The following is a 20,284-nucleotide window of genomic DNA, read 5'->3' on the forward strand; positions in this document are numbered from 1 at the left end:
CACGACTCGGATGAAACGCTAGTGGCACTGTTCACTTCTGTCTAGACATTTCTGTACAGTGTCGAGCGCAAGCTGAATCCGGCCAAATCAGGCGCGTTTTAGAGGCTGGCGCTGGGCCGGGATTTAATTGTGTCGAACCAGGCTTGAGTCGCGGTATTTGCTTCCGGGATACGCATTTTGATCACACGGGCGAAATCGACAAAGACGAACCCGGTTATATCGGCGAGGGTAAAGTCCTCTCCCGCCAAAAACGGGCTGCCCTGCAAATGGTCCTCGAGCAAGTCGAAGAACGCCCCCACCCTGTCGCGACCCCGTTGCGCAAGTTCAGGGATCTGCGGATAGTTCTCAGGTCCCGGAATAGGACGATCTTTGAAAGCAGGATGGCCGTTGCGTAGGGCTTCGGCGATAGGCATACCGCCTTGCTGCTCGGCGATTGCGTTCCACATCAAAACACGGCCTTTTTCATCCGGCGTCTTGCCCATCAATGGGGGTTCGGGCCGCTGCGCCTCGAGATACGCAGCAATCCCAAGGTTCTCGGTCAGAACCGTGCCTTCATCGGTCACCAGCACAGGGATCGTGGCCCGAGGGTTAACGGCGCGAAACACATCGCTCAACTGCTCTCCCTCTGCAATCGAGATCTGCCGGGTTTCGATCTCCAGCCCCTTTTCGGCAATGAACATACGCGCGCGGCGCGGGTTCGGAGCGGTGGCGCAGTCGTAAAAGATCATCCGATTTCCCTCTGTCGTGTTTAGCTCAAAGCCTTGCCGACCGCCCGCGCGATCACCCGTTCTTCGTCGGTCGGGATCACGAGCACGGGTATACCGCCATCTGATATCACCGTCGCATTTTGGGCGTTGGCCTCGGCGTCCAGATGGATGTTGAGAAATCCCATCCCATCGAGCACGCTCTGGCGAATAGGCGCAGCGTTCTCACCAATGCCGCCGCAGAACACCACCGCATCCACGCCACCCAAAACAGCCGCCATCGCACCCAGCTCCCGCCTGATCCGGAAGACATAATAGTCTATCGCCTCACGCGCGCGGGGATCATCGCTTTCCAGCAATGTGCGCATATCGTGGCTGATCCCGCTGAGGCCTAGCAGGCCACTTTTCTTGTAGAGGATATGCGTGATCGCCTCCGCAGAGTGACCTTGCTCCATCAGATAAAGCAACACGCCGGGATCAAGCTGACCACAACGGGTCCCCATCGGCAGCCCATCAAGCGCGGAAAAACCCATGGTTGAGCCGATACTCTTGCCATTGGCCACAGCGCACATAGACGCCCCGTTGCCCAGATGCGCGATAACCACCCGGCCTGCGGCCAGATCCGGGAAATCCTCAGCCATCTTGCCGGTAATGTAGTCGTAGGACAGCCCATGGAATCCATAGCGCCGAACGCCTTTTTCATAAAAGCGGCGCGGGATGGCGAAGGCATCGTTTACAAACGGATGGCCGACATGAAAAGAGGTGTCAAAACACCCAATCTGTTGCGCACCCGGGAAAGCCGTTCGCGCAGCGCGGACGGCCGCCAGATTATGGGGCTGATGCAGCGGGGCCAGTGACGAGAGCGTTTCAAGTTGGGCCAGCACGTGATCATCCAGAACCGTGGGCCCTTCGAAGGTCTGTCCGCCGTGGACAATACGGTGGCCTACACCGACGATTAGATCCGATTTAAGCAGAGGCTCTATGTTCTGCAAGATCGCCGTGACGCCGGCCGCGTGGTCAGCAGGCCCGATCTCACGTGTCTCACGAAACCCGTCGCCGTTGATTTGCAATTGGGCGACCGGTCCCAGATTGTCGACTTGCCCGTGCCACAGCAATTCGGGTTCAGCGTCGGCGCGGTAAACTCCGAATTTGATGGTCGAACTTCCCGCGTTCAGCGTCAGGATGGCCTGCATTGCGTTCCTCCGGTTTGCTTAGCCTTTTGGTGGACCCGGACGCGCCTAAGGCGTCACCGCCGGTAGATAAAACAGCGCCCTTCGACCGCGCCCTCCGGCAAGGGCAATTCAGTCAGCGCATCGAAATACATCCGATCACTGGAGACCATCAGCCCACCCCGCGCCAGAAGCGGTTCAATCAAAGGCGAAACAAACCGCGCGAACGCGTCGTTCTTTTCTCGATTGTGCCCCCCCAGATCCGCATGAATCAGGCTGGCCGTCGCGCCGAGCTTATCCACCGAGGCTGGCAGAGTGTCCCGCACATCGCCCAAAATCACCCGATCCTCGGGCGGGGTGGAATCGGGATGTGAAGCCACCGCGCGTTCGAACACAAAAACCGGGCGATTCTGAATGTACTGGATCATGTGGTGGTAGGTTCGACCGTTGCCTAGGCCCAGCTCGAACACCGGCCCGGACATGCCTTTTGTCTGCTCGATTGCAAAATCAAGGCAGGCGCGTTGCGACACCATACGGTCAATAAACAGATCCAGTCGGCTTTGGTTTTCGGGCACAGGGAATTCTCTCTTTGATACTCAACGCCAGCTTAAATGGTGCTGGTCACGAACTTGATGGCAAAAACTCAACTGTTTGTGTAGTTGTAGAGGCGAAAGTTTCACATTCCCGCGACATTTCAGCCTAAGAACGGGTTTGACGAGTCGGGTGAAACCGCGCGACAGTAAGTCAAAAAACGGGGAGAATAAAAGCCGATGCTCATCTACGGCCAGACGGGTGGAAAACCCGAATGACTGCGTTGTTGTCTGTCAGAGATCTCAGCATCGGTTTCGGCGCGGCGGATTCAGTCGTGCGGGACGTGAATTTCGATGTAGAGGCCGGACAGACACTTGCATTGGTGGGTGAGTCGGGCTCGGGCAAAACAATCTCCTGCCGGGCCGTGTTGCGTATCCTGCCCCGCGTGGCCCAGATTCGCAGCGGATCGATTATTCTGAACGATTCCAAAGGCAAGGCCGACCTGACGCGAATCAACGAGCGGGACATGCGCAGCATTCGCGGCAACCGCGTCTCGATGATCTTTCAGGAGCCGATGCGATCTTTATCGCCACTGCACAAGATCGGCAATCAGGTCAGCGAGGTCCTCTGGCTGCATCGCGGAGCGTCCGAGGCGCAGGCCCGAAAGGAAGTCCTGACCCAGTTTGAACGCGTGGGCTTTCCAGATCCCCAGAGGGCCTATGACTCCTATCCGTTTGAACTGTCGGGCGGTATGCGCCAGCGCGCCATGATCGCCATGGCGATGGTCTCCAAGCCCGAGCTGCTGATTGCAGACGAGCCTACTACTGCGCTGGATGTAACCACACAGGCTCAGGTTTTGGGGCTGATCAAGGAACTTCAGCGCGAAACCGGGATGGCGCTGATCCTTGTTACGCACGACCTGGGCGTGGTGGCAAACATGGCCGAGCAGGTCGTTGTCATGCACAAGGGTCGCGTGATGGAGGCGGGCCCCGCCGCCCCCATCCTCACCGCGCCAGCGCATCCCTATACCAAACAGCTGTTCGACGCGGCCCCGGCCATTCCGGATCAGGACGCCGTCGGCATTCCGATGCCGAATGAGGACCTGATCCTGCATATGAAAGGGGTCTCCAAGACCTACACGATGCGGTCAAGCAAGGGTTGGCAAGCCGACAAACAGATTCACGCCTGTCGCAACGTCGACCTGAAACTTGCACGTGGCAAGACTTTGGCGATTGTCGGCGAAAGCGGCTCTGGCAAGACCACCGCCGCCCGGATTGCCCTTGGCGCCGAACTGCCCGACCCAGGCGGAGAGGTCCTGTTCTGCACCGCCCAAGGCGAAGACCCCATACCAGTCCACCAGATGACCCGCGCCCAGCGTACCGCGTTTCAACGGAAGGCGCAGATGGTGTTTCAGGATCCCTACAGCTCACTCAGTCCACGGATGCGCATACAGGATGCGATGACTGAGCCGCTGGAAATCCACCGCATCGGTTCCGTCTCGGAACAACGCGACAAAGCCGCCGAAATGCTGCAGCGCGTGGGGCTGAACTCGGACATGCTGAAACGCTATCCGCATGCGTTTTCCGGTGGGCAGAGACAGCGCCTGTCCATCGCCCGCGCCATGATGCTGGACCCGCAGTTGATTGTCTGCGACGAGCCGACCTCGGCGCTGGATGTCTCGGTTCAGGAACAAATCCTGACATTGTTGGAATACCTGCAGGACAGCCTGAACCTGTCCTATTTCTTCATCTCTCACGACCTTGCCGTAGTCGCCCGTATCGCTGACGAAGTCGCCGTGATGCGTCGGGGGCTGATTGTGGAACAAGCCCCGCCCGAAACACTCTTCTACAATCCGCGCCATCCATACACCAAGGCGTTGATTGCCGCTCAACCAGAACCCGACATCAACCGCCCGATTGACCTGCAAATGGTTTCTCTGGGTGCCGGCGCGCCGGACAGTTGGGATGAGGCCTTTCGTTTCTCGGACACCGTGATACCTTCGCTGGTGGAATTGGAACCGGGCCATAAGGTACGTTGCCATGTTTAAGACCACTCCCCCTCTGATCCTGGCCGCCGCTCTGGCCTTTGGCTGGACGCTGCCCGCGCTGGCCGATGTGCCGGTCCCGCAAGAGAGCAGCTTTTGGTCGGCTGAGGTGAATGCCGGCGATCTGCCGCCGGTTTCGGAACGCCTACCCAAAGACCCTCTGGTAGTGGATCTGGCCGCGAAGGGCCGTGAATTCGGCACCCCCGGCGGCACAATGCGGACCATGGTGACCCGGTCCAAGGATATCCGACAGATGGTCGTCTACGGTTACGCCCGGTTGGTTGGGTTTGACGGAAATTACAATATCGTGCCCGACATATTGGCCTCGTTCGAAAATGACGGAAACCGCAAGTTCACTCTGCACTTGCGCGAAGGGCACAAATGGTCAGATGGCTCGCCGTTTACGTCCGAAGATTTCCGGTACTGGTGGGAAGATGTCGCCAACAACGAATTGCTCAGCCCCTCTGGGCCACCCGATTTTCTGATCGTCGAGGGCAAGGCCCCTACTGTCTCATTCCCGGATGAGACGACAGTGATCTACGAATGGGATGATCCGAACCCGGATTTCCTGCAAACGCTGGCACAGGCCCGCCCGCCCTTCATCTACCGCCCATCGGCTTTTCTGAAACAGTATCACGAAAACTATGTTGATCCTGAGGATCTGGCCGCGCAGGTCGATGATGCCCGCGTCAAAAGCTGGGCGGCCCTGCACAACAAACTCGACAACCTTTACAAGTTCGACAACCACAAGCTGCCCACGCTTCAGCCTTGGCTGAACGCAAGCTCGGGCAAGAAAATCCGCCACAATTTCGTGCGCAACCCGTACTACCACCGCATCGACTCCAAAGGGGTGCAGCTGCCTTATATCGACGTTGTCGAGATGGAGATCGTTGCCCCTGGGCTGGTGGCCGCAAAAACCAATGCGGGCGAGACCGACCTGCAGGGGCGTGGTCTGGCGTTCCGGGATGCCTCGATCCTGAAAAAGGGTGAGGCGGTTGGCAACTACAAGACATTGCTCTGGAAAACCGGTGTGGCCTCACAGATCGCGATCTATCCGAACCTGAACTACGCGGATGAGGTTTGGCGGGATGTGATGCGAGACGTGCGCGTGCGCCGCGCCCTGTCTTTGGGGATTGATCGCAAGACGATCAACCAGGCGCTCTATTTCAAACTGGCAAAACCGGGCGCGATGGCGGTTCTGCCAGCCTCACCCTTCTACAGTGAGGAAAACGCCCAGGCATGGGCCCAGTACGATCCGGATCTGGCGAACGCGCTGTTAGACGAGGCCGGGCTGATCGAGCGCGACAAGAACGGCATTCGGCTGTTGCCCGACGGCCGCCCGATGGAGTTAATCATCGAAACCGCTGGTGAGCGGCAGGAGGTCGAAAACGCCCTGCAGATCGTCACCGACACATGGCGCGAGATTGGCGTCGATCTTGTGATGCGCCCGCTGGATCGCGATATCCTGCGTAACCGGGTGTTCGCGGGCAACACGATGGCTTCGGTCTGGTTCGGCTGGGATGACGGGCTGCCCCAAATCCACACCTCGCCTGCCTATCTGGCCCCGACGGATCAGGTGTTTCTCGCCTGGCCAAAATGGGGACAGTATTATCAGACCGGCGGCGAAGTGGGTGAGGCACCCGACATGCCCGAGGCTGAGCGCCTGATGACCTTGGTCCATGACTGGGAGACCGCCACAACGGATGAACAGCGCGCTGCCGTCTGGACCGAGATGTTGGAAATCCACGCCGACCAGCTTTACGCCATCGGCATTCTGAACGGCGCACCGCAGCCCATCGTCGTCTCGAACCGTTTACGCAACGTCCCCGAGCAGGCCATGTGGGCGTGGGAACCCGGCGCGCATTTCGGCGTCCATCGCCCGGATGAGTTCTTTTTGGTCGACTGAGCAGGAGCAGCTAAATGATCATGCTGCGCTATGCGGTCTATCGCTTCTTTACGATGCTGCTGACACTGTTGGTGGTATCGGTACTGATATTTGTCATCATCAACCTGCCGCCGGGCGACTATCTGAGCAATCAGATCGCCGAGCTTCAGGCCTCAGGCCAGTCCGCCGGTGTAGCCAAGGCGGAGTTTCTACGAGCCGAGTACGCTCTGGATCGTCCCATGTGGGAGCAATACCTGATCTGGATGGGCTTCTGGCCCGGCCCCCACGGCTTCGAAGGCCTCCTGCAAGGCAACTACGGCTGGTCGTTTGAGTTCGACCGACCTGTCTCAGACATCGTAGGCGATACGCTTTGGCTGACGGTTGTTGTCAATCTTGCCGCGATCTTGTTCGTCTACGCCGTCGCCCTGCCCTTGGGTGTGATCGCCGCCGCGCGATCGCGCACGTGGATCGACTATACCTCGGCGTTTGTCGGCTATCTTGGTTTGGCCACGCCGAATTTTTTGCTGGCGCTGATCCTGTTCTACTACGGGCATCAGTATTTCAACCTGCCCATCGGCGGCCTGATGGACCCCAAATTCGAAGGCGAACCGATGAGTTGGGACAAGCTGAAATCCATCCTTGTCCATCTGATCGTGCCAACCTTCGTCATCGGCACCTCGGGTGCGTCGGCCATGATGCAGCGTCTGCGCGCGAACATGCTGGACGAGCTGGGCAAACCCTATGTTGAGACAGCCGTTGCCAAGGGCATGGCCCCATCGCGGATGCTGACCAAATATCCGTTGCGCGTGGCCTTCAACCCGTTCGTCGCCGACATCGGGAACCTGTTGCCCTCAATGGTGTCCGGCTCGGTTCTGGTATCGGTCGTGTTGGGCCTGCAAACCATTGGCCCGACCCTGCTGACGGCGCTGAAGACGCAAGACCAGTTCCTGTCTGCATTCATCCTGATGTTCGTGGCCCTGCTGACCCTGATCGGCACTATGATCTCGGACATCCTGCTGGTCATGCTCGACCCGCGCATTCGTTATGAGGGGCGAGACGCATGACCCAACGCCCCGACGATCGCTATGTCGATGACGCACCGTTCGACCCGCAGGCCTCGGTCCAACAACTCGAGCGCGCCGATCTGGACGCCCCGAACTGGGTGCTGGTCTGGCGCAAGTTCCGCACGCACAAGCTGGGCCTGATCTCGGGCGTTTTCCTGTTGCTGTGCTATCTGATGCTGCCCTTTGCAGGCTTCATCGCCCCCTACGGCCCCAATGACCGGAACGGAGAGCACCTCTACGCCCCGCCCCAGTCGATCAACTGGTTCCACGAGGGCGAGTTCATCGGGCCCTATGTCTACCCCATCACAGCTGAAGCGGATCTTGAGACATTCCAATGGAAATTCATTCCAGATACTGAAGATCCTCGTCCGATCAAGTTCTTCTGTGAAGGGTCCGAGTATCGCTTGGCCGGGTTCATCCCCTCTGACACGCATCTGTTCTGTGCCCCTGATGGCGCAACGCTGTTCCTATGGGGCTCGGACCGGCTGGGCCGCGATATCTTCAGCCGCATTCTCTATGGCGCGCAGCTATCACTGACCGTTGGTCTGATCGGCATCTCGGTGTCGTTCTTCCTTGGTATCCTGTTCGGGTCAATGGCCGGGTATTTCGGAGGGCGTATCGACTGGACCATCAACCGCGTGATCGAAGTCCTGCGATCCCTACCCGAACTGCCGCTCTGGCTCGCCTTGTCCGCTGCAGTGCCCTCGAACTGGAGCCCCGTCGCGGTCTTCTTCATCATCTCGATCATCCTCGGCATCCTCGACTGGCCCGGCCTCGCCCGATCCGTTCGCGCCAAGTTCCTGTCCCTGAGAGAGGAAGAATACGTCCGCGCGGCAGAGATGATGGGCGCAAGTTCTGGCCGGGTGATCCGCAAGCACCTGTTGCCGAACTTCATGTCCCACCTGATCGCCTCAGCCACCCTGTCGATCCCGGCGATGATCCTGGGTGAAACCGCGCTGTCCTTTCTCGGCCTCGGCTTGCGCGCGCCTGCGGTCAGTTGGGGCGTGATGCTGAACGACGCGCAGAACCTCGCCTCGATCGAGATATACCCGTGGACGGCCATTCCGATGCTGCCCATCATCGTCGTCGTTCTGGCCTTCAACTTCCTTGGCGATGGGTTGCGCGACAGTCTGGACCCCTATCAGCAATGAGCCTGCTGTCCTCTCTACCGGCGGCTGACAGCTATCGCACCTCCGGCGAGGGAACCTTGCCCAGCGCCTTCGCCGTCTCCGAACTAGCAACCGCCAGCTTCGCAGCGGTCGGTCAGGAGTTGGCCCGATACATGGCCGCCGCAAACCTGTCACCAACCGCGCCAGAGGTCACGGTGGATCACCGCCTCGCTTCGCTCTGGTATCGCTATTCCTTCAAACCCGATGGTTGGGAGATGCCTAGCCTGTGGGACGCCATCGCAGGCGACTACCGCGCGTCTGACGGCTGGATCAGGTTGCACACCAACCTGCCCCACCACCGCGCTGCCGCCCTGAGAGTCCTGAGCACACAAGCCGACCGCGACGCGGTCTCACAGGCCCTACGCAGCTGGGCTATTGCTGACCTGGAAAGCGCTGTTGTGGCCGAGGGCGGCGTCGCAGCCGCCATGCGCAGCCGCGCCGAATGGTTGGACCATCCCCAAGGCCGTGCCGTCAGCCGTGATCCACTGATCACTTGGCAGAATCCACGTCGGATCACTCTACGGCACCGTCCGGCTGCAACAGCCGAACGCCCGCTTGCCGGCTTGCGCGTCCTAGACCTGACCCGCGTTCTGGCGGGTCCTGTCTCAACCCGCACACTGGCCGGATTCGGCGCGGATGTGCTGCGCATCGACCCTCCGGGCTGGGATGAGCCGGGCGTTATTCCCGACATCTCACTGGGCAAACGCTGCGCCTATCTGGACTTGAAGTCGACCGAGGGCCTGACCCACCTGCAAGACCTGTTGTCACAAGCAGATGTATTCATCCAAGGGTACCGCCCCGGCGCGCTTGAGGCTCTGGGGCTTAGTAAAGCAAAGCGTGACGAACTGGCCCCTAACCGGGTCGAGGTCACTCTGGACGCTTATGGCTGGCAAGGCCCTTGGGCCACACGCCGAGGTTTCGACAGTCTGGTTCAGATGAGCGCGGGTATTGCCCATGCGGGGATGGAATGGGCCAACGCCGACAAACCCACCCCGCTGCCACTTCAGGCTCTGGACCATGCGACCGGATACCTTATGGCAGCCGCAGTTCTTTCTGCACTGGCCGAGGCAGCCTCGGGAAATTCAATCATGCACGCCCATCTATCTTTGGCGCGCACCGCCGAGTTGCTGGCCATTCTTGGCAAAACCGATACAGGGCAAGACGCGATCACGGCCAACCAATCCGACTATGGCGAAGAATCCGAACAGTCCGGATGGGGCCCTGGCCACCGGCTAAAACCCGCACTGACCATTGGTCAGACGTTGATGAGGTGGGACCTTCCCGCCCCACAACTGGGCACATCCGAGCCAACCTGGCCCTGACGCTCCAACCGCCGCGCGGCACGCGCGGCCCGGCCCAACGCTTTGGAAGGCGTCTCGTCAGAGACGCAGCCCAAAGGGGCGGGAGAACCGTCTTAGCGGTCGTCACCGCCCGGTCCGATATCGTCCAGATAGTCCTCATCAATCGCCGCTTGTACCGCGCCAGTCACTGCCTCGCGCTGTTTCGGGGTCAGATCTTCGGCCTCTTTGCCATCGGCAAGACGAACGGTCACTTCACGATGGGCAAACTTGATGCCTTCGCGGGCGAACAGCTCTCGAATATCTTGATACACCTTCTTGCGCACCAACCACTGATCGCCCGGCTTGGTCATGAATTTGACCCGGATGATCATCGCCGAATCCTGCATCTCGATCACGCCCTGAGACTTCAAGGGCTGGATGAAGTTGTCTCCGATCACCGGATCGCTCAGCAACTCCTGACCCAGTTTCTTGATCAGTTTCCGCACCTTCTCGACATCCGTGTCATAGGTCACGCGCAGAGGCAGCTTCATGATCACCCAGTCACGCGAATAGTTGGTCAGAACCTTGATCTCCCCAAAGGGAATAGTGTTCAGCGCCCCCAGATGGTGGCGCAGTTGGAACGAGCGGACCGAGATTTTCTCGACCGTTCCCTTCACATCCCCAATGTCGATGTATTCCCCTTTGCGGAACGCATCATCCAACAGGAAGAAGGCGCCCGAGAAGATGTCGCGCACCAAGGTCTGCGACCCGAACCCGACAGCCAGACCAACCACACCGGCACCTGCGAACAGAGGGCTGACGTTGATGCCCAGCTCCATCAGTACGATCAGCACAATCGTCACGACAACGACCGCCAGGATCGCCCCGCGGAACAAAGGCAGCAAGGTGGCCAAGCGGCTCTGACCGCCTTCGCCGCCTTCATCGCCCAACTCGGCCTCGGAGCCATCATCAGACTCTTCGGCGATTTTGCTGTCGATCCAGATGCGGAAGAAATTGAACAGGATGTATCCAATGAACAGGATCACCATCACGTCCAGCGCGCGCCCGATCGGCAGATCCTCGCTCCAGCTGGCATCCGGGTTCCAGATCACCACCAGCGCATAGCTGCCTACGACAAAGGCCAGAATGCCAGCCACTCGGCGGGCCAGGTCCTCATAGGTCAGAATGGCGTGCTTGCGTTGTACCGCCTCGGGCGAGGGTGCCTCTGCCTCAATCTCTGCCTCGGCGTTGATCTGTTCGATCTTGCGGTTGCGATCGAAATAGCGCTCCAGCAGGTAGTTCATCGCGCCATAGGCCACGACAACCGACATGAAGATCGCATAGCTGCTGGCAACAATCGGGACCGAGTTTTCATTCTCAAGCACCAGATCCACGGCCAGCTTCGACCAGCTGAACACAATGTACAGGATCAACACCGGAGCCCAAGCAAATGAGATGAAGCGCAGAATCCACGAAACTTGAGACGGTGCCCGCCCGCCCCGGATCGCGTTTGAAATGGCCCCGGCATTGAACAGGATCATCAGAATATTCAAGAAGGCCCCAAACAGGGTCAGGCACCCATAGACCAAAGCGTAGACGTTGTAGTTCAGACCGAAATCCGCCACCCAGGTCGAAAATAGAACGACCGAAACGTCATAGGTCGCCACCGCCGATGCCCAAATATACAGCCGCTTGGCGTGGCGGTCGGAAAAGGGCGGCAGGCGATACTGGCTCAGGTAAGGTGACAGCACCATTCGCCACAGGTCCGAGATCGTGCGCGACAGGAAAAAGGCCGTGAAGATCGCGGTCACGGTAAACTGGATCGAGATATCTTCGGCCTCGCCAAAGAAAAGATAGCCCACGATCAATGCCATCAACATGGCAAAGATCGTGCCGCCGATTCCCATCACGAAGCGGTACACGAGAAACGGCATCTTCTCGCGATAGCCCTGCGGGTTCTCCTTGATCCGCGCCACGACCCAGCGCTTGGCGATCCGTTTGCCATAGATCTCGGTTGAGAGCCACCGCCCCAATAGTAGGAAGAGGATGTTCCAGCCCAGAACCTCGACATAAGTCTGGATACGACCATCCGGGCTGGTCTGACGCAGGATATACTCCACTTCGAACACCGAATAGGGCAGTGCCTCAAGGCGTGATTGGACCGATTCACGGAACTTGGTGAATCGCGCCTGTGTCCGCATCAGTTGCGAGGCCTCCGCCATGGGGTCAGCCACAGCCGATTCCGCTTCGGGCTGCTCACCCGCGGTGGAGACCAGATTGCCCGAACTATCGATGACGATGACACTGGCACCAGCCTCGGTGGCGGTGCGGATCGCGTCGGCGAGATCACTGTCGTTGGTTGCAGTCTCTTCTGTCGCGGAGCCTGAACTATAGCCCGGTATCAGCGAGGTCTGCGCCGCCACACTGGCTGGAAACGCCAACAACAGAGCCCAAAATGCCAAAAGCGTCGCGGCCAGAAAGTTCGGTTTCATAGGGTCTTGCATCCAATTTCTTCACTGGCGCACACCGTACAGAACCTGTTGGACCTGTTCAAATCCTCCCGCCGCCTGTTTTCGCGCTTTGAACGAAACGGCGACGACTGGTGCAAATTGAACCCATATCCTCAATATCCTGTTGCCAAATCGCCATGTTTGGCACATTTGCAGGCGGGCGATTTCCCCTTTGGCAAGCGCAGCATAAGGATATACGGTAACGCTTGCATACGCGCGGATGTAGTACCCAGACCAATAAGACGGGCGACCCTATGAGCCTAGGCAAAAAACAAGACAATCCGGACCGCGCGCCGCGCCTGCTATTTTACAGCCACGATACCTTTGGGTTGGGCCACTTGCGCCGTTCGCGCGCGTTGGCTGCGGCGATGACAGAAGCCGACCCAAGCGCATCCGCCCTGATCCTGACTGGATCGCCTGTGGCCGGGCGTTTCACCTTTCCCCGCCGCGTCGACCATGTGCGCCTGCCGGGGGTTACCAAACGCTCGGACGGATCTTACGCGGCCCGCACGATTGGCATGGGCATTGATGAGGTGACCGAGCTGCGCTCGAGCCTGATCAAGACAGCCGTTCAGCAATTCGATCCCGACGTCCTGATCGTCGACAAGGAACCCACGGGCTTTCGCGGCGAGTTGCTGCCAACGCTGGAATTCCTCGAACAGTCCTGCGACACCAAGCTGGTTCTGGGCCTGCGCGATGTTCTGGACGAGCCTGAGGTTCTGGCCGCCGAATGGGACCGCAAGGATGCGATCGCTGCGACCGAGCGGTTCTATCATGAGATCTGGGTCTACGGGTTGCATTCGATCTACGACCCGACCGAGGGTCTGCCCCTCAGCGCAGCGGCCCGATCACGCCTACACTGGACCGGCTATCTGCGCCGCGATCTCGGCCCGGTCGGAGAGCCCCCGGAACAGCCCTATATCCTGATCACGCCCGGTGGCGGCGGCGATGGAAAGGCGATGGTCAACCTGGTCCTCTCGGCCTACGAACAGGACCCGACCCTGTCGCCCCGCGCGGTGCTGGTTTATGGACCCTTCCTGTCGGGCGAGTCACGCGATGAATTTGAAACCCGCGTGGCCGCGCTGAACGGGCGCGTGACAGCCGTTGGATTTGAATCCCAGATCGAAACGCTTTTTGCCGGGGCGGCGGGCGTCGTCTGCATGGGGGGCTACAACACCTTCTGCGAAGTCCTGTCCTTCGACAAACGCGCCGTCATCGTACCCCGCACCACGCCTCGATTGGAACAATGGATACGCGCCTCGCGCGCTGAAAACCTTGGCCTTGTCCGGATGCTGGACGAACAGCGCGACGGCTTGACGACCGACGCGATGATCCGCGCCATCCGCGAATTGCCGCGACAGCCCCTGCCCTCGCAGGCGATCAGCGACGGCTTGCTGGACGGGCTGGACTATGTAACAGGTCGCATCGATGCGCTGCTGCGCCGGGAACAGGAACGAGCGACCGGATGACATCCCAAGACCCGAAACTCGCGGTGCTGGTCAAAGGATGGCCGCGCCTGTCCGAGACGTTTATCGCTCAGGAACTGGTCGCCTTGCAGGAGGCCGGGCATCAGTTTGACATCTGGTCGCTGCGCCATCCGACCGACACCAAGCGCCATCCCCTGCATGACAGGTTCAAGGGGCAGGTGCACTATCTGCCCGAATACCTCTATCAGGAACCACAGCGCGTCTGGGCCGCACGGGCCATCGCCCAACGCCTGCCCGGCTATGCCGAGGCCTACCGCGTGTGGCGGCAAGACCTACGCCGCGACCCGACCCACAACCGCATTCGCCGCTTCGGACAGGCCTGCGTTTTGGCGGCTGAGCTACCGGAAGCGACGCAGGCGCTCTATGCCCATTTCATGCACACGCCCTCATCGGTGGCGCGCTATGCCGCCATCATGCGCGGTGTACCGTGGAGCTTTTCGGCCCACGCCAAGGATATCTGGACTTCGCCCGAGTGGGAAAAGCGCGAAAAGCTGCAAGCGGCGACCCATGGGGCCGCCTTTGGCGCCACCTGCACCGCTATAGGGGCCGCCCATTTGCGGGAGCTGGCGGATGACCCCGCACGCGTTGACCTGATTTACCACGGGTTGGACCTAGCACGTTTCCCAAGCCCGCCGGACCGGAAACTACGAACAGCAGACGGGCTGTTTCACATGATCTCGGTCGGGCGCCTGGTCGAGAAAAAGGGCTTCGATCGGCTGATTAATGCCTTGGCCTTGCTGCCCGAGACGCTGGACTGGCATTGGACCCATATCGGCGGCGGCGCTTTGGGGGACGTACTGCGCGACCGCGTCACGGCAGCCGGCATTGCCGACCGGATCAGTTGGAAAGGCGCCTGCGATCAGCCTGAAGTGATCGAGGCCATGCGCGCTGCCGATCTCTTCGTCCTCCCCAGCCGCATTGCCGAGGATGGCGATCGGGACGGGTTGCCGAATGTGTTGATGGAGGCCGCCTCGCAACTCCTGCCGATCCTATCGACGCCGGTGTCCGCGATTCCTGAGTTCATCACCTCAGGCACACACGGCATCTTATCGGAAGACGATCCAATTGCGCTAGCCAAAGCGATGCTGGCACTGGCGAGCGATCCCGAAGCCACCGCCAAAATGGCCCGGGCTGCCTATGACCGTTTGCTGGCCGAGTTCCGGATGGAACCCGGCATCGCGCGGCTTTCGGATCGGCTGAACGCTTTGTGCCTGGAAACGGTCTAATGTCTCGCGTGGCGTTCTACGCCCCCATGAAGTCCCCACACAGCCCGACCCCTTCGGGCGACCGCGAGATGGCGCGGAACCTGATCACCGCCCTTGCCGCCGAGGGGGATCACGTCGACCTTGTCTCCGAGCTGCGGATCTATGACAAGCACGGAGATAGCGCCAAACAGCACGCCTTGCGCGCAGCGGCCGAGGCCGAAACTCAACGCCTGATCACCGAGTTGCCGCAAGACACTCAGCTCTGGGTGACCTACCACAACTACTACAAAGCCCCGGACCTGATTGGCCCGCAGGTCTGCGCGGCGCGGCGGATTCCCTATGTTCAAATGGAAAGCACACGGGCGAGCAGCCGCCTGAAGGGGCCTTGGGCCGGGTTCGCGCAATCCGCTCATGAGGCCTGCGATGCGGCCAACGTGATTTTCTATCACACCGCAAATGACCTGATCACGTTGGAGCGTGACCGTTTTGGCACTCAGGCCTTGGTCGAGTTGCCACCGTTTCTGCCGATCACGGAGTTGCCCCCTCAGGCCGCTGCCGAGGGTCCGATGCTGGCCGTCGGCATGATGCGATACGGGGACAAGCTGGCCTCCTATCAGCTGCTGGCCGAAGCTCTGACATATCTCACTGGCGATTGGCAGTTGCAGATCGCAGGCGACGGACCGGCTCGAGGCGCAGTTGAAGCACTCATGGCCCAGTTCGGTGAAAAGGTCACGTTACTGGGCCAACTGGACCAAGAGAGCCTGGGCCACCTCTATCAGAACTCAGGGTTTCTGGTCTGGCCCGGCGTCAACGAGGCCTACGGCATGATCTATCTTGAGGCTCAGGCCGCTGGCCTGCCTGTGGTCGCGCAAGACCGCCCAGGCGTGCGTGACGTGCTTTCGCCTTCGGACTACCCCAGTGTCGAACAAGCGGCGCAAGGTCTGGCCCAGCGCATTCAGACCCTGTTGCAGAACGGCGAAGAGCGGCGACGCCTTGGGGCTGAAGCCCGCCGATACGTCGCTGAACGCCACCTGATGCTGGGTGCGACACGACGGTTCTGGCAGACCATCCGCCCCATGTTGGAGGTTTCCGCATGATCAGATTGGCCTTGCTGCGACACGGTCATACGCCCTGGAACCGCGCCGGACGCATTCAAGGGCGTAGCGATATCGCGCTGGACCCGGAAGCGCGGGCTGAACTGTCCGGATACGCCTTGCCCGCCTCTTGGGAGCAGGCTCAGATTTGGGCCAGCCCGTTGCAGCGCGCGTGCGAGACAGCGCAGATCATCTCGGGCCGCGCCCCGATGACCAGCGATGTGCTGATCGAGATGAATTGGGGCGATTGGGAGGGGCTGCGCGGTGTGGACTTGATTGCAGACCCGTCCAGCGACTACCGGCATATCGAAGACTGGGGTTGGGACTATCGCCCGCCAAATGGCGAAAGCCCGGCTGAGGTTGCAGATCGCCTCGTGCCTTGGCTGGCGGAACTCCGGCAAGACGCCCTGGCCGTATGTCACATCGGCATCATGCGGGTCATTCTGGCGCGCGCCTGGGGATGGGATTTTGAAGGCCCCGCCCCTTTCAAAATCAAGCGCAACAGGCTCTACGTCATCGACATGAAAACGATGACGCCCGAAGCGGAGCCGGTCCGCCTGATCAAGCGCGAGGCCACGACATGAAAGTGATGCTTGTCGTCACACACCTGTTGGGAACCGGGCACCTGAGCCGAGCCTTGACGCTGGGGCGTGCCTTCGCGGGTGCCGGCCATGAAGTGATGGTGGTGTCTGGTGGCATGCCTGCGCCGCAACTCGATAGCTCTGGCCTGACGCTGTTTGGCCTGCCGCCGCTGCGCTCGGACGGGACCAACTTTACCCGGCTGTTGGGTGAGGACGGCAAAGAGGCTGATGAAAACTATCGCAACGCGCGGACCGTGGCGTTGGTTGAGGCCGTCCGCGCGTTCCAGCCGGACGTGTTGATCACCGAGCTTTTCCCCTTTGGCCGCCGCGTATTGGCGGATGAATTCGAGGCTGCACTGACCGCCGCGCGGGCACTGCCACACAGCCCCGTCATCCTCAGCTCAATCCGCGATATTCTGGCGCCGCCGTCCAAACCCTCCAAGGCCGAACGAGCCGATGAAATTATTGACGCGTTTTATGACGGTGTTCTGGTTCACGCGGATGAGCGTATCACACCGCTGACTGTCAGCTGGCCCGTCTCAGACCGGCTGGCCGGGTATTTGCGCTATACCGGCTTTGTCGCGCCGGTTGCGCCGCAGCCCCATCCGGACGGTGTTGGTGAGGGAGAGATTCTGGTCAGCGCGGGCGGTGGATCGGTAGGGCAGCCGATCTTTCGCGCGGCCATCGAGGCCGCCCGAAAGATGCCCAACAGGCGCTGGCGCCTGTTGGTGGGCGGGCGTGATGCCAAGGCGCGTATTTCTGAACTGTCCCAATTGGCCGAAGGTGCACCTGTTTTCATCGAGCCCGTGCGCCCGGATTTTCGGCAAATGCTCCCTCATGCGGCGGCGTCGGTGAGCATGTGCGGCTACAACACCGCGATGGACCTGCTGCAATCGGGGACTCCGGCGGTGATGGTACCCTTTGATGACGGCAATGAAGTGGAACAAAGCCTGCGCGGGCAAAGCCTGTCTGCACTTTCTGCGATGGAGGTTCTTCCCAGCAAGGACCTTGACGCGACCCGCCTTTCCGACGCGCTGCAGAGGGTCATTTCAGACGTACCCCGTTCGACGCAGGGCTTTGGCTTCGACGGAGCGCGGTGCAGCGTTGAGATCGCTCAGAGGCTCTGGGACGCGCGCAGATGATGGCTGATTGGCACATATTGGACGAAGAACTGGCCATTTGGCGCGACCAAGGGCTGTCTTTTCCGCTGTGGTGGCGGGACGACGATACGATTGCTCCGACCCCTCAGCTGGACCAACTCTCCGCTTTGTCTGAACGGCTTGGGATACCGGTTCATCTTGCGATCATCCCGCGTCATGCTAAGAACGAACTGGCCTCTTACATGGCGCAACGGCCGAACCTAATACCGGTTGTCCACGGCTGGGCGCACGAAAACCACGCTCCGTCAGAAGAGAAGAAATCCGAATTTCGTCTGCACCGTCCCATGGAGACGATCTTGCAGGACGCCGAGGCCGGTATAGCGCGCCTGCGGTCTCTGTTTCCGGATAGCTTGCGGCCCATGTTCGTCCCTCCATGGAACCGTATCGCGCCAGAGATTGCCGCGCATCTGCCCGATCTCGGGTATGAAATCCTCTCGACCGCGACCCCTCGGACATCGACACAGGCCGCGCCGGGGTTGGAGCAGGTGAACACCCATATCGACCCAATCGACTGGCGCGGCAGCCGGAGCTTGGCGGATCCTGAATCGCTAGTTCAGAAAGCCACTGCGCTGCTGCGGGATCGCAGGGAGGGGCGCGCCGACAACGGCGAACCGCTCGGCGTATTGACCCATCATCTGGTCCATGATCAAGACATCTGGGCCTTTACCGAAGCTTTGCTGAAACACCTGTTGGACGGGCCGGCGACCCTCTGGACCGCCCCCAGACACGGAAACGGAGACCCCGAATGAGCCGACTGGATTCCATGCTGCGCCGCCTGACTGCGCAACGCGACGGGCTGAATTGGGCCGCTGCGAAGATCGCTGATCAGAAAGGCGATGTGCTGGACATGGGGCTCGGCAATGGGCGCACCTATGACCACCTGCGTGAAATCCTGCCCGAGCGCCGCATCTGGGTGATGGATCGCGTTCTGCAATGCCACCCCGACAGCACTCCTCCGGAACAGGATTTCCTGCAGGGCGAGGCCGAACCTATGCTGCAAAAGCTTGCCAGCGCAGGGCACAAGATGGCGATGGCGCACTACGATTTCGGCCGAGGGATCAAGGCGGATGACGTGGCCGAGGCGGCGCGGCTCAGCCCTCTGATCGCGCAGGTGATGCAGCCCGGAGGGTTGCTGATCTCGGGGCAGCCGCTGGTCGGGTTCCATCAGATCGACGGGCCCGAAACCATTGCTCCGGACCGCTACCTGTTCTACATGGCCTGATCAGGCGACGCGCCGCCCGCGCGACCAGACCGCATTCAGGGCGGGAACACCTGCCCGCATGCGGAATCGGATCAGGTCCGCGCGGGCGCCGGTGCGCAACACGCCTCGGTCGTCTAGCCCCACGGCCTGTGCCGGGGTCTGGGTCACAGTCCTCAGCCCACGCGCCATGTCGTCCCAAATCTGTCCCAACCGCACAGCCGACAGCAGCAAGGCCGAGGGCACGTAGTCGGATGAGATGATGTCCAGATGGCCTAGCTCGGCCAGCTCCTGCGCGGCGACATTGCCCGAATGCGACCCGCCCCGGATGATGTTCGGCGCGCCCATCATCACCTTGATCTCGTGCGTGTGGCAGGCTTGGGCGGCTTCGACCGTTGTCGGGAACTCAGCCAGACGAATGCCGTGACCTGCGGACACCTGGACCTGCTCTTCCGTCGTATCATCGTGGCTGGCCAAAACTGCGCCAAAGCGGTTGGCAGCCTTGACGGTCTCAACCTCATGCTTTTCGCCATTCCGGTCACGCAGCCCTTTCAGATGGGCCACGTGTTGCATGAACGTATCATCGTCCATGGCGTATTTGCCCTTCATATAGGCCTCAAGCTTCGAGAGATCGCGAAACTGCCTCTGACCCGGTGTGTGATCCATGATCGAGACAAGACCAACGCGGTCCTCGGGGCCGAACTCGTCCAACTCCTCGATCAGTGTTTCGGAACATACCTCGGCCCTGAGGTGCAGGAAGTGGCTGATCTTCAGCGCATCCTGTTCGCGCAGGTCCCAAAGCTCCTGCGACAGCCCGCGCGCATATTTCAGATACCGGGCCGAGCCCGAGGGGATGGACCCGATCCGCATCGCGTCAAACACGGTTGTGATCCCGGTGCTTGCCAGCTCGGCATCATGGGCGAGGATCGCGGCGGCGTGGGGCCAATCGACCTTGGGGCGCGGCTGGATGTGACGTTCAAGGTTGTCCGTGTGCAGCTCGACCAGACCCGGGCTGATATAGTCGCCTTCACAATCAATTGCACCCGCAGGGACCGAAGCGCCTGCGTCGATATCCGCAATGCTGTCGCCCACGACCCGAACACTCCCCGTTATGGTTTCGTCCGGTAGAACGAGCGTGGCATTGGCAAGGATCATTTCTTCTGTCATCTGAACTTCACACAGTTTGAGCTATTGAACGGGCCA

The 20,284-nt window shown here is 60.4% G+C and carries 17 protein-coding genes; 12 read left to right on the forward strand and 5 right to left on the reverse strand.

What is annotated here, in order from left to right:
* Window positions 1-98: 98 nt before the first annotated feature.
* Genes ACR0IP_RS10720 through ACR0IP_RS10730 form a run of 3 tightly spaced genes read right to left on the reverse strand, consistent with a single transcriptional unit; the run spans window position 99 to window position 2,448 of the window.
* The gene (locus tag ACR0IP_RS10720) at window positions 99-728 is read right to left on the reverse strand and encodes a glutathione S-transferase family protein (protein ID WP_480525439.1); all 630 of its coding nucleotides are present in this window, start codon (window positions 726-728) and stop codon (window positions 99-101) included.
* 20 nt (window positions 729-748) lie between these two features.
* Window positions 749-1,897 carry an acetate/propionate family kinase gene (locus tag ACR0IP_RS10725; RefSeq protein ID WP_170691002.1) on the reverse strand — a complete coding sequence of 383 codons (1,149 nt, stop codon included), beginning with the start codon at window positions 1,895-1,897 and terminating at the stop codon, window positions 749-751.
* A gap of 53 nt (window positions 1,898-1,950) precedes the next feature.
* Window positions 1,951-2,448: a class I SAM-dependent methyltransferase gene (locus tag ACR0IP_RS10730; RefSeq protein ID WP_170691001.1), complete on the reverse strand. Its 498-nt coding sequence runs from the start codon at window positions 2,446-2,448 to the stop codon at window positions 1,951-1,953.
* Window positions 2,449-2,678: 230 nt separating this feature from the next.
* Between ACR0IP_RS10730 and ACR0IP_RS10735 the strand changes: the two genes are divergently transcribed.
* Genes ACR0IP_RS10735 through ACR0IP_RS10755 form a run of 5 tightly spaced genes read left to right on the forward strand, consistent with a single transcriptional unit; the run spans window position 2,679 to window position 9,888 of the window.
* The gene (locus tag ACR0IP_RS10735) at window positions 2,679-4,451 is read left to right on the forward strand and encodes an ABC transporter ATP-binding protein (protein WP_480525442.1); all 1,773 of its coding nucleotides are present in this window, start codon (window positions 2,679-2,681) and stop codon (window positions 4,449-4,451) included.
* Window positions 4,444-6,354 carry an ABC transporter substrate-binding protein gene (locus ACR0IP_RS10740; RefSeq protein WP_480525444.1) on the forward strand — a complete coding sequence of 637 codons (1,911 nt, stop codon included), beginning with the start codon at window positions 4,444-4,446 and terminating at the stop codon, window positions 6,352-6,354. Before ACR0IP_RS10735 ends, ACR0IP_RS10740 begins: the two co-directional genes overlap by 8 nt.
* A 14-nt stretch (window positions 6,355-6,368) precedes the next feature.
* Window positions 6,369-7,397 (forward strand): ABC transporter permease, encoded by a 1,029-nt coding sequence (locus ACR0IP_RS10745; RefSeq protein ID WP_170377562.1) that lies wholly within the window; start codon window positions 6,369-6,371, stop codon window positions 7,395-7,397.
* Complete coding sequence (locus ACR0IP_RS10750; RefSeq protein ID WP_170659814.1) at window positions 7,394-8,548, forward strand: ABC transporter permease; 1,155 nt, start codon at window positions 7,394-7,396, stop codon at window positions 8,546-8,548. The genes ACR0IP_RS10745 and ACR0IP_RS10750 overlap by 4 nt, the downstream gene beginning before the upstream one ends.
* Window positions 8,545-9,888, forward strand: a complete 1,344-nt coding sequence (locus tag ACR0IP_RS10755) for a CoA transferase (protein WP_480525446.1) — start codon at window positions 8,545-8,547, stop codon at window positions 9,886-9,888. Before ACR0IP_RS10750 ends, ACR0IP_RS10755 begins: the two co-directional genes overlap by 4 nt.
* A gap of 92 nt (window positions 9,889-9,980) precedes the next feature.
* Here the strand turns inward: ACR0IP_RS10755 and ACR0IP_RS10760 are convergent, their stop codons facing one another.
* Window positions 9,981-12,338, reverse strand: coding sequence for a mechanosensitive ion channel family protein (locus tag ACR0IP_RS10760; protein ID WP_170677275.1), 2,358 nt, complete (start codon window positions 12,336-12,338; stop codon window positions 9,981-9,983).
* Between the two features lie 272 nt (window positions 12,339-12,610).
* On the opposite strand from ACR0IP_RS10760, the gene ACR0IP_RS10765 reads away from it, so the two are divergent.
* The 7 genes from ACR0IP_RS10765 to ACR0IP_RS10795 are packed head-to-tail and all read left to right on the forward strand — an operon-like array spanning window position 12,611 to window position 19,105.
* Window positions 12,611-13,825 carry a glycosyltransferase family protein gene (locus tag ACR0IP_RS10765; RefSeq protein ID WP_480525448.1) on the forward strand — a complete coding sequence of 405 codons (1,215 nt, stop codon included), beginning with the start codon at window positions 12,611-12,613 and terminating at the stop codon, window positions 13,823-13,825.
* Entirely contained in the window at window positions 13,822-15,069 is a 1,248-nt protein-coding gene (locus ACR0IP_RS10770; protein WP_480525450.1) for a glycosyltransferase, read from the forward strand. Before ACR0IP_RS10765 ends, ACR0IP_RS10770 begins: the two co-directional genes overlap by 4 nt.
* The gene (locus tag ACR0IP_RS10775) at window positions 15,069-16,145 is read left to right on the forward strand and encodes a glycosyltransferase family 4 protein (protein ID WP_480525452.1); all 1,077 of its coding nucleotides are present in this window, start codon (window positions 15,069-15,071) and stop codon (window positions 16,143-16,145) included. Before ACR0IP_RS10770 ends, ACR0IP_RS10775 begins: the two co-directional genes overlap by 1 nt.
* Window positions 16,142-16,726 (forward strand): histidine phosphatase family protein, encoded by a 585-nt coding sequence (locus ACR0IP_RS10780; protein WP_480525454.1) that lies wholly within the window; start codon window positions 16,142-16,144, stop codon window positions 16,724-16,726. The genes ACR0IP_RS10775 and ACR0IP_RS10780 overlap by 4 nt, the downstream gene beginning before the upstream one ends.
* On the forward strand, window positions 16,723-17,865 hold the full coding sequence (locus tag ACR0IP_RS10785) for a glycosyltransferase family protein (protein ID WP_480525456.1): 1,143 nt from the start codon (window positions 16,723-16,725) through the stop codon (window positions 17,863-17,865). Before ACR0IP_RS10780 ends, ACR0IP_RS10785 begins: the two co-directional genes overlap by 4 nt.
* Complete coding sequence (locus tag ACR0IP_RS10790; protein WP_480525458.1) at window positions 17,862-18,632, forward strand: polysaccharide deacetylase family protein; 771 nt, start codon at window positions 17,862-17,864, stop codon at window positions 18,630-18,632. Before ACR0IP_RS10785 ends, ACR0IP_RS10790 begins: the two co-directional genes overlap by 4 nt.
* Window positions 18,629-19,105 carry a class I SAM-dependent methyltransferase gene (locus tag ACR0IP_RS10795; RefSeq protein ID WP_480525460.1) on the forward strand — a complete coding sequence of 159 codons (477 nt, stop codon included), beginning with the start codon at window positions 18,629-18,631 and terminating at the stop codon, window positions 19,103-19,105. Before ACR0IP_RS10790 ends, ACR0IP_RS10795 begins: the two co-directional genes overlap by 4 nt.
* Here the strand turns inward: ACR0IP_RS10795 and ACR0IP_RS10800 are convergent, their stop codons facing one another.
* Entirely contained in the window at window positions 19,106-20,248 is a 1,143-nt protein-coding gene (locus ACR0IP_RS10800; RefSeq protein ID WP_480525462.1) for an alpha-D-ribose 1-methylphosphonate 5-triphosphate diphosphatase, read from the reverse strand. It abuts the gene before it with no gap.
* Between the last annotated feature and the right edge of the window lie 36 nt (window positions 20,249-20,284).

Source organism: Ruegeria sp. AL11 (genome assembly GCF_056540865.1).

Coding starts and splice junctions, on each gene's coding strand:
- ACR0IP_RS10720 (WP_480525439.1), bottom strand. CDS start 728: ATGATCTTTTACGACTGCGCCACCGCTCCGAACCCGCGCCGCGCGCGT.
- ACR0IP_RS10780 (WP_480525454.1), top strand. CDS start 16,142: ATGATCAGATTGGCCTTGCTGCGACACGGTCATACGCCCTGGAACCGC.
- ACR0IP_RS10755 (WP_480525446.1), top strand. CDS start 8,545: ATGAGCCTGCTGTCCTCTCTACCGGCGGCTGACAGCTATCGCACCTCC.
- ACR0IP_RS10760 (WP_170677275.1), bottom strand. CDS start 12,338: ATGAAACCGAACTTTCTGGCCGCGACGCTTTTGGCATTTTGGGCTCTG.
- ACR0IP_RS10745 (WP_170377562.1), top strand. CDS start 6,369: ATGATCATGCTGCGCTATGCGGTCTATCGCTTCTTTACGATGCTGCTG.
- ACR0IP_RS10790 (WP_480525458.1), top strand. CDS start 17,862: ATGATGGCTGATTGGCACATATTGGACGAAGAACTGGCCATTTGGCGC.
- ACR0IP_RS10795 (WP_480525460.1), top strand. CDS start 18,629: ATGAGCCGACTGGATTCCATGCTGCGCCGCCTGACTGCGCAACGCGAC.
- ACR0IP_RS10725 (WP_170691002.1), bottom strand. CDS start 1,897: ATGCAGGCCATCCTGACGCTGAACGCGGGAAGTTCGACCATCAAATTC.
- ACR0IP_RS10750 (WP_170659814.1), top strand. CDS start 7,394: ATGACCCAACGCCCCGACGATCGCTATGTCGATGACGCACCGTTCGAC.
- ACR0IP_RS10770 (WP_480525450.1), top strand. CDS start 13,822: ATGACATCCCAAGACCCGAAACTCGCGGTGCTGGTCAAAGGATGGCCG.
- ACR0IP_RS10735 (WP_480525442.1), top strand. CDS start 2,679: ATGACTGCGTTGTTGTCTGTCAGAGATCTCAGCATCGGTTTCGGCGCG.
- ACR0IP_RS10785 (WP_480525456.1), top strand. CDS start 16,723: ATGAAAGTGATGCTTGTCGTCACACACCTGTTGGGAACCGGGCACCTG.
- ACR0IP_RS10765 (WP_480525448.1), top strand. CDS start 12,611: ATGAGCCTAGGCAAAAAACAAGACAATCCGGACCGCGCGCCGCGCCTG.
- ACR0IP_RS10800 (WP_480525462.1), bottom strand. CDS start 20,248: ATGACAGAAGAAATGATCCTTGCCAATGCCACGCTCGTTCTACCGGAC.
- ACR0IP_RS10740 (WP_480525444.1), top strand. CDS start 4,444: ATGTTTAAGACCACTCCCCCTCTGATCCTGGCCGCCGCTCTGGCCTTT.
- ACR0IP_RS10775 (WP_480525452.1), top strand. CDS start 15,069: ATGTCTCGCGTGGCGTTCTACGCCCCCATGAAGTCCCCACACAGCCCG.